At 46.1% G+C, this 13,999-nt stretch carries 11 protein-coding genes; 9 read left to right on the top strand and 2 right to left on the bottom strand.

Annotated features, from left to right (window positions below; all coding sequences use genetic code 11):
* Positions 1–70 precede the first annotated feature (70 nt).
* The 9 genes from N836_RS0137510 (at position 71) to N836_RS48050 (ending at position 11,344) form a co-directional block, all read left to right on the top strand.
* Complete coding sequence (locus tag N836_RS0137510; protein ID WP_023071868.1) at positions 71–694, top strand: hypothetical protein; 624 nt, start codon at positions 71–73, stop codon at positions 692–694.
* Positions 695–761: 67 nt separating this feature from the next.
* Positions 762–1,775: a tyrosine-type recombinase/integrase gene (locus N836_RS48085; protein WP_023071867.1), complete on the top strand. Its 1,014-nt coding sequence runs from the start codon at positions 762–764 to the stop codon at positions 1,773–1,775.
* 247 nt (positions 1,776–2,022) lie between these two features.
* The gene (locus N836_RS48080) at positions 2,023–2,823 is read left to right on the top strand and encodes a ParA family protein (protein ID WP_023071866.1); all 801 of its coding nucleotides are present in this window, start codon (positions 2,023–2,025) and stop codon (positions 2,821–2,823) included.
* Positions 2,824–2,825: 2 nt separating this feature from the next.
* Positions 2,826–3,812 carry a ParB/RepB/Spo0J family partition protein gene (locus N836_RS48075; RefSeq protein WP_023071865.1) on the top strand — a complete coding sequence of 329 codons (987 nt, stop codon included), beginning with the start codon at positions 2,826–2,828 and terminating at the stop codon, positions 3,810–3,812.
* Between the two features lie 335 nt (positions 3,813–4,147).
* Complete coding sequence (locus tag N836_RS48070) at positions 4,148–4,954, top strand: hypothetical protein (RefSeq protein ID WP_023071864.1); 807 nt, start codon at positions 4,148–4,150, stop codon at positions 4,952–4,954.
* A 106-nt stretch (positions 4,955–5,060) separates the two neighbouring features.
* Entirely contained in the window at positions 5,061–5,537 is a 477-nt protein-coding gene (locus tag N836_RS48065; RefSeq protein WP_023071863.1) for a type II toxin-antitoxin system VapC family toxin, read from the top strand.
* Positions 5,538–5,539: 2 nt separating this feature from the next.
* The gene (locus tag N836_RS48060; protein WP_023071862.1) at positions 5,540–5,737 is read left to right on the top strand and encodes a hypothetical protein; all 198 of its coding nucleotides are present in this window, start codon (positions 5,540–5,542) and stop codon (positions 5,735–5,737) included.
* A gap of 169 nt (positions 5,738–5,906) precedes the next feature.
* Complete coding sequence (locus N836_RS48055; RefSeq protein WP_023071861.1) at positions 5,907–7,910, top strand: helix-turn-helix domain-containing protein; 2,004 nt, start codon at positions 5,907–5,909, stop codon at positions 7,908–7,910.
* 1,523 nt (positions 7,911–9,433) lie between these two features.
* Positions 9,434–11,344 carry a hypothetical protein gene (locus N836_RS48050; RefSeq protein WP_235071063.1) on the top strand — a complete coding sequence of 637 codons (1,911 nt, stop codon included), beginning with the start codon at positions 9,434–9,436 and terminating at the stop codon, positions 11,342–11,344.
* A gap of 389 nt (positions 11,345–11,733) precedes the next feature.
* Here the strand turns inward: N836_RS48050 and N836_RS48045 are convergent, their stop codons facing one another.
* Together N836_RS48045 and N836_RS76990 are read right to left on the bottom strand one after the other, a co-directional pair.
* Positions 11,734–12,918: an SGNH/GDSL hydrolase family protein gene (locus tag N836_RS48045; protein ID WP_023071858.1), complete on the bottom strand. Its 1,185-nt coding sequence runs from the start codon at positions 12,916–12,918 to the stop codon at positions 11,734–11,736.
* A gap of 158 nt (positions 12,919–13,076) precedes the next feature.
* The gene (locus tag N836_RS76990) at positions 13,077–13,238 is read right to left on the bottom strand and encodes a hypothetical protein (protein WP_200867401.1); all 162 of its coding nucleotides are present in this window, start codon (positions 13,236–13,238) and stop codon (positions 13,077–13,079) included.
* Positions 13,239–13,999: the final 761 nt, after the last annotated feature.

The following is a 13,999-nucleotide window of genomic DNA, read 5'->3' as shown; positions in this document are numbered from 1 at the left end:
TCAATGGGGGCACCCATCTTTCAGACTTAGTTCTAGCTAAATAGTTTGAGTAGATAGCTAGAATAAAACTATGACTCGAAAGTACTGCCCATTTAGTTTTTCCTGTGAAACTATTACTCAAACACCGAGATTGGTAGCGTCTCAATGTCCTAACTTAGGGGCATGTTCAGAGCTGGCCAAATTGGATGGGGATAGTAAAGCGGTTCATCTTCGGGTGGCTGCTGAGGATCAGGGTCCTCAGTCTTTGTCAGTGTCGGCTAGTTCGGCTGCAACATTAATGTTGCGACAGCGAGGGTGTCCTCAGGATATGGAATCTCTAGGGATTAGGGCACTAATGGAAGCACTGCAAGCGTCCATGGCTGAGTTGGAAACGCAGATGACTCAGTTTAAAGAAAGCTACAGTGGACAATATATTGCTCCAGAGGGAACAGAAGTACATGCCTATGCAGTCAAGCGGCCCTATGGCACCTATTGGTATAACAAGCTGGCAGCTCATCGGGAAATGTTTCAACCCCAGACACAGCAGCGATTAGTACGTCACATTCATTTGGGGAAGACGGGAGAATCACGACATACTGTCGCCCAAGCGGGGATTGAGCGACGGAACCAGTTGACTAAGGCACGTACTCAATTGATGGCGGCAAAAACAGCCTTAGAAAATGCAATGGCTATTCTACAAACGCCTATCCTCTAAAATTCATTCAGCTGTAGAACGCCTCGAAAACAATTTTGATACCCTAGCACCAGTGTTACGGTGACCCATGGCTAAACCTGATCCACAACCGACGTTTCTTGAGTTCCAAGACGGAAAACCAAAGGCAAAAAATCCTGTTGCTCCTGAGGTAACTCGTGAACCAGATTGGGTAGATCGGTTTCTAGAGGATCGGGAGTTACGACCGAGTACGAAGAACACCTACACGCGACAGCTGCGTCAGTTTCAGCGGTGGTTGACTGGAAAAGGGTGGCCGGAGGTTACAGAACAGGATTTAACGAACTACAAAACTCATCTCAAAACGACGACAAAAGCTAACACATTAGATCAGCCCTTATCGCCTGCCAGTATCAATCAGGCGTTGGCGGCAATCCAGAGTTTTTTCAAGTGGCTGACAGTGAAGCGATTGATTCAATACAATCCGGCGTTGAGTTTGGAAAAGGTAATAGAGGCTCCTACACAGGTAAAAGATTTGGAGGTGTCCATTATTCAGGCATTGGAAGAGGTTTTGCCGTTTCGGGGAGAAACCTACGAGCGAGATCGAGCAATTTTTGAACTACTGAAGCATGGCTTGCGGGCGAATGAGGTGGCGGCAAGAAATGTGGGTGATTATGACAATCGGTCTATCTCGATTCAAGGGGCGAAGTGGGGGAGTGATGGCATTGTGCCATTATCGGCCCAGGCATGTGATGCATTGGATAGTTATTTGGGTTGGTGTCTCAACCAGGGGTTTGATACAAGCCTGGAGGCTCCTTTGTTTGTAAGTCTCTCAAATCGGAACCGTGGACAGCGGATGGGATACAAAGGGGTGTACAACTGCATCAAGGATTTGGCTGAGTTGGCAGAACTGGACGAGAAAATTCATCCGCACCAGCTGCGTCATACATTTGGGACTCAGTTGATCTTGGAGGGAATGAATCCTGAGTTTGTTCGCAGGCTGATGCGAATTAAGTCAATGAATGTGTTTGGGCGCTATACCAAACGGGCTTTGGAACTAAAGGCGAAAGAGAGTTTTTACGATACGCTTCAGTCGTCAGAGTCTGGGTTATTTGGTAAAGAGTGATTTTGTTTTTGGAGAGAGCGGCTGGTTAATAGCACCCGATATCGGAGGGTAGACACAAGGCACTGCCAGCGTTCCTTTCGACTCCGCTCAAGAAACACTTAAGGCATCCATATCACAGCTAAAAATCTTTTGAAAATTCTGGAATTCTCAAATTTAATAATTCACTATTCACTCAAGAATTCTGAGAATTTTTAGTCAGATTGAGTTATGATGTGCGCGCACGCTTTGAAACTTCGCCACAACAAAGATGCTGAAAAAAGTTATTTCCATCATGTCGAATAGTGGTGGCGTTGGTAAGACCACACTGACGGTTAACCTGGCTTACCAGCTCGCCCGCAAAGGGAAAAAGGTTGCGATGTTTGGTTGTGACCCTAATGGTTCGTTGACTCTTTTCTGTGGATTGGATGATCCCCCGAAGGAGAAAACAATGGATTGGGTGCTGCGGCCTGACTTTAAAGGGGACTATCCTCTGTTTCCGGTCTGGAGGGATCGCATTGAGGGGATCGATGCTTGTCTGGGGGGACTACCACTCACGGAAACGACCCAGCGACTCGTTTTGGATAAGCGTGGGGCTTACTTATTGGCAGATGCATTGGAAGATCATCCGCTTCCTCACGATGTGCTAATTATTGATTGCCCTGGCACGATTGAGCAGCTACATATCGCGGCTCTGTCGGCGAGTACAGATGTAATTATCACGCTGAAGCCAGAGGACAAGGATATGGATGCGATGGCTAAATTGCTGGAGTGGATTAGCCTGACTCGCACTGAGTTACGTCTAAAGCCTGCGCCTAAGGTGTTTGGGGTGGTGCCAAATGGGGCTAAGAACCGGGCAATGCATCGGGATAATTTGGGATTGTCGGATATTGAGGGATTACCTGATATTATGCGGCACATGCAAATTCCGATGTTTCCGACGATTAAAGACAATGCCTATATTGCCAATGCCGCAGCTGCTGGGTTGCCATTGGGTATCTACAGAGCAGGGGATCCCAACAACAAGCTCTACGAAAAAATTGCCGTTGAAGTCATTAAGGAGATGGATTAGCGATGGCTCGCATCAGTAAACGACCCATGGCGACCATGTTTAGTGGTGCCTTAAATGCGCAAGAGGGTGAGACGATTGCCCAGCTCAAGGAAGAAATTGAAAGTTTGAAATCACTTTCGGGGCAGTCGTTTAGATTACCGGTTGCTGATATTCAACCGCTCCAGCTCCCTGGGAGGTTAAAGCAGCCTCGGCTTTATTTTGATCCGCAAAAGATGGAGCGGCTTAAGGAGTCGATTGCGAAGCATGGGGTGCTTGAACCGATCTTGGTCAGGCCTGGTGCTAGGGGTAAATATGAAATCATCAGTGGTGAGCGGCGCTGGCGCAGTTGCTGTGCGTTGGAGATGGACTCGATCCCGGCCATTGTTCGGGACATGCCGGACGCCACTGCATTAGAAGCGGCACTAATCGCCCACTTGCTGAATGAAGAAATTACGGCAATTGAGCAGACGGAAAGTATTTTAAGTTTGCTGTCATTGCACCTGGATATCCCGATTGAAGATGTGAAGGCAGGTCTTTATCGAGTCAAGAATTCACGTTCACGAGGCGCTGAGAATTCTAGAATTTTCAGCGAGGATGAGCTGAAGCTAATCACTGAAATCCTTGGAGAGTTTGGGATGAAGCTTGCTAGCTTTGTTTCTAATCGGTTGCCAATGTTGAATTTGGCCCCTGAGATTTTAGAGGCGGTACGAGAGGGGAAGTTATCACCTACGAATGCGGTGCTCTTAAATCGTCAGAAGGCAGAATTACATAGTGACCTAGTAGAGAAAGCTGTGGGTTTAACCAAACAAGATGTAATGGCACTGGTTAAGGATCTTGAACGAGAACAGTCCGCAAATAGTGAACCAGTTGAATTATCCATTTCCGATCAGATTTTTGCCCGATTTAAGACGGTCCGAAAAAAGAAGTCTCTACTCGAATCCACAGAGGTTCAAAAACGCCTGACTAAGATCGATAAACTTTTACAAGAGATTGAACAGTTAAGCGTTTGAGAATTCTAGAATTCTCAAACAGAAATACACTGCCTGACTATAGTTGGACTAAATGTGATTATCCGGTTTTTACTGGCTACATTTAATAAATCAGCCAGATCAATACACTTGTTCTACAGCCTTAGATTTCATCTCACATCTAAGGCTGAAGGTAGGGTGTCAGAAATCTAGCGGCTTATAGCTTAAAGCCCCTATGTAGAAAAGATTTGAGGGTGTCAGAAATTAGTTTTGATAAACCTTCTTGAGGGTGTCAGAAATTTTGAGGTAAATCAGTCAGAAGAGTTGACCTACATAAGGTTGAGGGTGTCAGAAATCTACGATTACGAATCAGAACCATGCTTGAATCTGGACAAATAGTCCCTATCAAATTTAAGGATCGCGACTTCAGGGTTGTGATCATCGATCCTGACGGACTTGGCACCGACCGTCCAACCATTGGTGTGGGATATCGCACCATGAGTCGCCATACCAATGTACCCGCCCAAACCTTCGCCGATAGGGTGTCAGAAATCGAAGGGGTGAACTACCTCAAGCTCCCATCTGGCAAGCAGTTTAGGGTATCAGAAATCAAGGCAAATGACGGCAACACCTACCGGGTAATCGAAGCCTCCGACTGGGTGGAACTGGTCAGCGACTGGGCAAAGAATCCTGGGAAGCTACGGGCAAAGGCTAGAAACGGACTGATCGACTTTTTAGCCTGGTTTGCGGCTGAGGGTTTATATGCGGAAGCCTATACCTTTCTCAAGCAGACCTATACCCGTGAGGACAGCGAACGGATTCAGCAGTGGCTGGTCGCTCGGCAGGCAGGCAAGCCAGCTAGAAAGGATTGGGCCTACGCCGTCGCCGAACAAGGGGGAAACAATCCCTATAAGTTTGGTAAGTGGACCAACTATGTCTACCGTGGTCTGTTTGGCATGGATGCTAACGAAATAAAGCTCATTTGGGAAGCCCCTGTCTCGGGCTCACGGCATATCGCCCGCAATTATATACCTGAGACCTTGGGACTAGAAATGGTTGAGTACTGTGAAAAGCTGGTGGCTGTATTTGAACTAGACGATTTGGAGCAGGCCCATGATGAAGCTATCCGTATGACTCAGATGAAATTTAGACAGCGGTTAGACTCTGAAAGATTAGGCGGTTGATAGAAAGCTGTTTGTAGAAGAGACAAGCAATCATCCAAAGCCCAAGCGATAGTAGTGAACTATCATAATGGCGTAATATTCTGAGCTTAAACTCACGGCTTTATCCATGCCTCAACGCCTTTACTTAGATGTTTGCTGTTTCAATCGTCCGTTTGACGATTGGCGTCAGCAACGAGTACGTCTAGAGGGCGAAGCAGTTCTAGCAATATTAGAGCGCTGCCAACAAGGTGATCTACAACTGATTAATAGCACCGCACTAGAAGCTGAAATTAGTCGAACAGCTGACCCAGAACGCCGTCAAAGGGTATTAGCAGCCCTTTCGTTAGCAACCCAGAAAATTCAGGTCACTGAAGCAATGATGCAACGGGCTACTGAATTACAAGCCTCAGGTTTCACTCCATTCGATGCCTTGCATCTAGCCTGTGCCGAAGCAGCGACTGTCGATTGCTTTTTGACAACAGATGATCGCTTATTACGACGCTCAAGGCGTACCAATATCTCAGTACCTGTATCAAATCCAGTCACCTGGATTATGACTGACGAAAATGTTGATAGTGATAACGAACTGAATGGAGACTCATAACTATGACCCTCGCTGAAATTAACCGTCAAGCCTTTAGTACGTTGGTCGAGAGCCTAGGCTATGTCAATGCCGTGCGCTTTTTCAAGCAGTTTGATATAGGCACAGGTGACTACACGCGAGACCGCCAACAGTGGCTCGGAGATGTCACTTTAGATAGCCTCTGGTCAGAGATTCAGCAACGCCAACAGAATGAGTCCTAAAACTCTAAACCTTACCAATCATCCCTCTAAATAAAAGCGTTAGTGGCATTTGGAATTACACGAATCTTAATTCCATCACCCCCCATAACAATTGGTGCCACAATAGCTGAGTTTTTTTGGTAGCTAGAACTTATCTAAACGGTAACTATTTCGATAGCCCTCCTACCCCATGGCCAAGCAAGACAGTCAGACTTCAAGCAGTGTTTATGAGTTGTCCCCCATTCCCCTAGGCAACAAGGGCTACCGCTGGGCAAAACTGATCAATGATGTCTTGACCACTGACTACCTGCAACAGCTGACCACAGCTATCCAAGAACACTCCAGTCTTCCAGACCTAATCACCCTGCAGCTCTACGAGCACCTAGCCAAGATCTACAAACACAAAGTAGAGCTGACGGTCGAAAAAGAAGGAATTGAGGCCCTCGACCTCAACCAGTCCCATTTCCGTCTCTTGAAAGAAACCGATGGGAAAACAGAACCTCGCCAAAGTGTTGATGTTCACTTAGATGAGACCTCAATTCAAGACCATCTCAAAGAAGCGCTACTTTTGTTCTTCGAGCGACAAGACTTCCAGGATGAATTTGTTAAAGCCATTGGCTCTAACCTGGTGGTTTGGGCATTGGAAGTCATCGAAGTGGAGCAGGAAGAAGACTCTTTAGACACGATTGCCCCAGAAGAACTTAAAAAGGCAGTTGGCAATTATATCAACCATCCTGAAGCATCTGAATTTTCAGAAAAGCTCAACATGTTTGGACAGATTTACTGTCAGGACATCACCCAAATTATTGTTGAAGGACTCAATCTCCCCGGCTGTTCTCTCCAAGACTTAGAACAGCTCCTGGGACTTAGACAGCGACCTGTCTCCGCCGCCTACACTGACCTCGCCCTGGCCCAGGTCTTCCCAATTCCCACCTCGATTCCCATTGCTAGCAGCATCAAGGCCCAGCTGCGCCCCGAGCTATGGCAACGCAATGAAGATGACTTGGCGGTCTTCCAGCACCAAAGCAAAACCAACCCCGCCAATTTTATTGAGCACTACATCACCAACCCAGGTGATATTGCCTTACTGCCCTGGGAAGCCGCTGAACAGATCATCGACAAATTTGGATTTGATACCGTCAAACTGCAGCTGATCTTCGCAGCCAGAACCATGGCCGAAAGCGAACCCTGGAAAAGCTCTTTTACCCTCAAAGCGACAGATGTAGTTAGTCTGCTCGGATGGGATCGCAACCATAACAGCAGCCTGGCCGAAAAACGCAACACGGTCGCTGCCGCTGCATTTGCCCTCTCTTGTCTAATGGTCAAATCTGTCTGGATTGAAGGTCGAGGCAAACGCAAAGTAGATGCAAGTATGCCCGTCGGTCGGATGTGGGACATCCTCATCGACTCTCACGGCCAAATTGACCTAGCCACCCGCAAAATTGAAAAACCCGAAGAGATTTACATCACCGTCAGCCCTGGCGGCTGGACCAAGCATTTTCTCAACCGAGCCGGAAACCGAGCCAAAGAAGCCCTCCATCAGTTTGGCTTTCTCGCCCGAGACATCCTCAAAATAGACCCGTACCATAACGAACTGGCCCTACGGTTAGCCATCCAGCTCACCCTCGACGCCCGCATCCGTGCCAGAAATCAAAATCCCTATGGCTACACCGTTATCAACCTATTGGAAGAGGTCATCACCAAGACAGATATAAACAACGCCCTCACCGATAAATACAAAGCCCGCGATCTCAGAAAGCGCTGGGACAAAGCACTTACTCTACTAACAGAACTAGGCTGGGAAATCGAATACGACCCTGAAACCTATCCAGAGTGGATACGCCCCAATAGCAACGCACCTAAACCAGCAGACTGGCGCAAGGTGAAAATCATCGAGCGCCTGATGAGAGCCCAGCTGGATATCAAGCCTCCGCACCCAATTCCAGTGCTATTGGCCAAACTGAAAAATCCAAAGCCTCAAAAGGTGCTGGCCACTGAACCTATCGCGTTGAATGAGCTGACCGGTGAAGTAATTAAGGCTGGTCGTAAAGAGCGTGGCTGGTCGCGTAAGGAACTAGCTGGTTTTCTGGGAATCAGCGCTGATTATGTTGGCAAACTGGAGCGTGGTGACCGGCAGATTACTGATCAACTCGAAACTAGCTTGCGCAAACTTCTAAAACTGGAGAAAACATAAGGCATTGCTAATCCTCGGGATGGCTCTAGCTTTCAACAGCAGTCAAATAGCAAAAACTACAGATCGACTCATCTCTCAAATCAGCAATCGCAAAGATGACAGCAAACACCACTGCTACCTCCAATAAAGCAGTCACTGTCCTACTCTCACAAACCTAACACCTTTGTCTTACCGAAAGCAGTACTTACGTTCAAAGCTTTGCAGATCAAGCATCTTAAGATGAGACAAGCAAATCCGTATCGGCTCACCCATATGGACAAGCGCCACAATTGCTCGAAAGTTTTGTCTCAATAAGACAGTAGTATCCGTATCGACTCACCTATCAGCAGGGCTGTCTTAACTGCTTGTCTCAATCACTAAAATTCTCCGTATTCGATCACTTGTCCGTCTTAGTCAAGACAGTGATTGGAGCCGCTAGGGCTAAAGAATATGGGTAAACGTAAAAAATTGCAAGGCAAAGACTGATTTTATCCATATCACCTCACCTCCCAAACGGATTTTGGCGTTGAAATGCCTAACTGTCCCATGGCATTAGATCGTCTAAGCCTTCCAACGCAAGCAATCCAGAAATACTCTGATTTAAAGTTATGAACCCTTACAGCTAACGCCGCCTGCCTGTCTCACTTAAAGACAATTACCTCCCTATCCTTTCACTACTTTTCAGATCAAGGCATGACACATCTTACGAACTAATTTTTACGTTTTTCTAGCAAGACAGTCTTATCCTTATACCATCACCTTAATCTCTCCAATTAACGTAAAAGTTAGGATTCAAGGCAGTTTTACACATCCAATAGCTCAGACAAAAAAGAGACAACTTCATCCGCATACAGTCACTGATCTTTGACCAGCAGCAGAATGAAAGGATTTAAGTTTGTCTCAGTTTTTAAGATATCTTTATCCGTATGCAGTCACTTTTTTATCCACAGCAGATCCTATATCCCTTACAGAACAGTACTTACAGCTAGTCTTTGTCAGTTCTACGGATTGCATTAAATCCTAAATCTATAAAAGATATAAGACACATATCTCCGTATTAAATCACCTGCGTATCACTAGAGGACTACAGAGCTTTTAGTAATTTAGAAGCCCTCAAAATACTTATATAGAAGTATGTCAGCTAATTGATTTGGGTTAAGCATCCATCAGGGAACAAAAAAGTCGATTTAGAAAATACAGTCTGTCTTATCTAAAAAAAATGCATAAATTGGCCTCAACTCATCTCACAGGAGGGATTACAGAGTAAGACAAGTAGTTCCCAATTCCCTCACTGATGCATCCTAATCAAGTCTCTTTATATCCGTGTACTATCACCTTGTTTCTATAGAGCCCTTATCTAGAAAAGGTTTCAGAAATATAAGACAACTAATAAGTTTTAACTAAAGATCGTTTGATAGTTAGCCTGTACTATCACCTGCAATAATTTCACCCCAGTTCTACTGCGATGTATTCGGGGTGATTGGTCCAGTGCAATGTTGTCTCATTTATGCTGACCATCAACCACTCGCCCAAAGGGGAGGTGGTTGGTCATAGTTGCAGCTGCCTCGCATCCATTTGAATACGTGCAAGAACGAAGCAATCGATTTCTTGCACTATTTCCCCATCGTCACGATTACATTTATGCGAACCATCCATCACCGGGCAAACGCCCCCAATGGCAAACGGAAAGTCGGCATCCACTATCAGACCGACTGATTGCACAGGGTACTTATCTATATGGTGTGCGGTTTGGGAAGGAAACCCAGTACGCCATGCTCGATATTGATATTGGCAGCGCATACCATCCCAGACGAGATCCCATTGCCTTTCAAAAACTGGCCGAGGCATTGGAACCATTAGGCCTGGTCTCAGCGATCACCTGCACCTCATCCGATAGTCAGGGCCTGCATCTGTATTTTCCATTTTCAGAATCACTGACAGCTTGGGAAGTAGGCAGTGGTATCACATTACTTCTGGAAAGTCAGGGCTTTAAGGTCACGCCTGGTCAGCTTGAAGTCTTTCCCAATGCTCGACTCTACACAATTGAAAATACGCCGAACTTATTCAACGCGCATCGGTTACCGCTACAGCGTGGGTCGTATTTACTCAACGATGATCTAGAACCGATCTGGACCGACCAGACTACCTTTGTCGATCAGTGGAAGCAATGCCAGAGCCGCAACAACCTAAGCAATGAGACACTGCAACGGATAATCAGACAGAAAAAACGGAGGAGTTATCGGCTCTCAAATAAAGCTGACAAGTTTCTAAACGATCTCAATGCTGAAATCGAGCAAGGCTGGACTGACCATGGACAAACAAATCGATTACTAGGTCGGATCACCATGCGCACCTATGTATTTCACCATGTGATGTACGGTGGTGAACCACTAACCGGTGACAGTCTGATCAAAGAAGTTCTAGCTGTAGCAAAAGCGTTACCAGGCTATGAGCTGTGGTGTCGTCATCAGCATGAAATCGAGGACCGCGTTTCAGAGTGGGTCAGCTGTATCGAGAAAAGTCACTACTTCCACTATGGAGAACAGTTTGGAAAATATAAATCTAAAAAGGAGAAACCAGAATCTGAAGATACTGAACCCAGCTGGAACCAACAGCAGAGTCAAAAAACCAAGGACAAGATTCAAAATGCTCTTAAAGAACTATCAGATAAAAATGAACTTCCAGAACAGGCAACTTCCAGATTCAATGCCCTCCGAAAATTTGGTATTGGCGGTGGGTCTCTATATCGCTACAAAGAACTCTGGCATCCACTCTGGAAGTTACAAGAAAAATGCTCACACACACCGCAACTTAATAATGAATCTGGACAGTTTGGCCATGCTGACGCGCCAAACTGTCATAGCTCCACAAGCTTATTACAAGATGTAGATGGTAATAACAATAAAACCAATGATTCTGGCGATCGCAAATCTATTACATCTCAGTCAGAGGGTGGTAATCCTAACCGAGAAGAGATTCAGCGCATCCGAGAGATATTGTCGAAGGCTCAGCTCGCTGTCGATTTACAGACGACTCAGAATGTCATAGAGGTTGAGGAGGCTTTTGCTCAGGAATCTAGGGCAGTACACCTGCAGCAGATGGCTTATTGGCTAACGTTGGATGATCCGATTTTGATGGTGGAGGCTCTAGCATGGCTACGGCAACAGCCGCCTGAGCTCTGTGCTGAGTTATTAGACACGGAGCTGTCAGAAGTTCAGCAGCAGTCGTTGGAGACGATTGTGGAGATAGTAGAGCAGCTGCAGCGGTTGGATTGGGGACCAAGAAGGATAGGAGAGGAGTTGCGAAGCTTCTTCGAAGCGACTATGACCCAATCGGGCGTGGCTTCGCTAGCGCCAACGCAATTTTCCATATCCTCTCTAGCCCATCTCACCGCTGAACAAAGACAACAGTGGTTATCTTATTTGCGAGTCTCCGCCAGAGAGGCTATGCCTTAGCGAAGCCATGCCCTTCGGGCTATACGAACCCTGACACCGGATAAAGGGATGGATTTATTGCGATCGCAACTCCTAGAAGGCCTTGAATTGCTGCAAAGCGGTATAACTAATCAAATCGAAGTGTAAAGGCTTTGAGGTGAGCGGTGTAACCTCACCTGAATGCAAAAATGCAACCGTGCCCCCACATAGTATCCGCTCCAATAAGTTTATGGAGCAACGGCTCTAAAAACAACGCTAATGCTAAAATCGAGGTAGTGGAAAGGAAAGGCAAAAACCCATCAAATACCTTCATCCAATGCAGTGCAAAGGTCTTAACCATGACTTTTGTCGTATTGCCACATAAAGACCGATCAAGCCTTCTCAAGAAATAAGCAAGTAGATCACAAAATCTACGCCACTTTTGAAGACTTTCGCAGACACTGAGAGCGTGGATTTTTTCTCAGGACTTGACGCAATAAAAACAGTCCTCCACCCAAAAGCCCAAGTGCTGGAATGGTAGACGGTTCCGGTACAGTTTCAGGGGTAAAGGCCGAATTTGCCAGTTCTAGATGAGCTGCCGTCGTTGGATGACGATCATCCCAAAATAAGAAACTGTCCTGGACCGTCTCATCTCCCTGACATGTGGGTGCTAGCAAACAAATATCTGTAACATTGGCAAATCCAAAGTCAGCCGGGTTATCGATCGCCTGATTGAACAACGAAAACGCATCAAGGGAAAGCACGTGGCTATCTGGCAACAGGTTTAGCTCATCGATCGCTGTATCCAAAAGTGCATTGTGGGCTAGCGTCAAACTGGTTAGACGCTGTGTCTCTAAGGGAGAGATTTGACCTCGTGGTGTTTGCCCCAAATCCGGTAAATTTGGCATGAGAAATCTCCGTGCTCCTGTAGCATAGAGTTGTTCTACTGCCGTTTCTAGATTGTTAACCGCCGTACTGGTTAAAAGGCTGAGGTCAGCACCCGGATCAGCATCCCAATAATCATTTGGCCCTGCCCAAACGACATAAAGAGCATCTGGATCCGCCATCGTATTCGCTAGTGCTACATCTGTCTGGAACCAATCCACCTGGGCTAAGATGCCAGGAATTAGTTCACCAAAATCAGTCGACCCTTGAAACCCTGTTTGTGCCCCACTAAAGGCAAAGTTAACTCCAGTGGTAGAGAGTGTCCCGTTGAAAAAGGGACTGACTGCCGGACCGTTAGGTGTCAAGGTAATGGGGGAAGGAATTGGTGAACCTGGAAACAGTGTAGATAGTTCAGTTGAGTTGGTTAGGGATAGATTGAGTTCGTCAGCCAAATACTCCACCCAAACGGGACCATTGGAGTTACGTCCTTCAAAGTAAGGGGGCGACGGCGGACTAACGGGAGGTAAAACAACACCTGGAATAGGTGGCAATTCATTAACGGCTGTTGTAGCATTAAAGACATTACCCGCATCGGAAAGGCTATCGCCAAAAACATATAGCTTACTAATGGTGTTGCTAAAAGTCGCAGCTGATGCCTCAAATGGTGACCATACAGAAAATCCAATCAATCCAGCAAACGTTAATCTAACTACGGATGATGGTTGGGGCATCGTTGTGTTCTCCTGTCCATTTACAAACAACAGCGGTTATTAACGATTACTTCGCTCGTTATCTTGTCAAATGTCCTGACAGCCTATGCATTAATAACCCTTGATTGCTCACATAATAATCATTGCGCACTAGACACGAGCTAGACAGTGAAGGATCTTTATATTTTCTTTGCAAAGAAGATTAAATTGAAATTGCAAGTAATAAAGCTTTCTGCTTGCCAGAAAAACTCAGAATCCTTTGCTGGACCACCCACATCGTCCACATCCTGCATCCATGCCGCCAAACAGGCCGCCTGACTCAGCGTAATATGATACGGCAATGGTCTAAAGTACTTCAGCTTGCCCGTCGCATTCCGCGATTTAGGTAACGGGTCTGCCCCTTGGCTAACTATTTGCGGTCTTGGTCAGCGCATTGGCTCTTAATCCACGATTGAACGGTTCGACTTTAAACGGATCAAACCACCACTTGCAGTATTATCAACCACAACATCCTAGAGACCTATCTCACTGACCAGTAACAAAAACTAACAACATTAACGTTTATGTCAGAGAAGAGACATTGATCCACTCAAGGAATATGCTGAATACATGAGCTGAAAAGCTCGTAACCACAACAAAGGAGGTCAACAATCGATATCTCAACAGAATCGTTTGACGGCTCAATACCAGCACCCAACCAGGTCACTGATATTTCTTCTTGCTTGCACTAGAGAGCATTGTTTTTAGTCAAGATTACTTTTCTAACAACGACTCTTGAGCGTCTTGTTTAATGTAGAAGAGTTCTTCAGGTAGATCGTTCTGGGTGCTGTTGTGCTTTAAAGCTTCACCAAAGTAATTGCCCAACGTTACACCTCACTAGGCCATAGCATCAGAGAACCTCTGAATCCTTTACTCAATAACCTATCAGTCCACTCCACAGTAATCACAGACACAAACCAAGGAAACTTGATGGTTGTGTAAGCAGACAGTAGGTTTATCCTGCAAAGGGGTTAGTATGCCGCTTCCCGGCGTACAGTGGACTCATGACAAATATTGCATAACGTCCTATCTCGAACCCTATATCTAAGTAAACAGAGCACTG

It is taken from the genome of Leptolyngbya sp. Heron Island J, from assembly GCF_000482245.1.
Taxonomy (GTDB): Bacteria; Cyanobacteriota; Cyanobacteriia; order Phormidesmidales; family Phormidesmidaceae; genus Leptothoe.
Note: the sequence above shows the minus strand (reverse complement) of the source record. Positions and strands in the feature narration are given on the sequence as shown.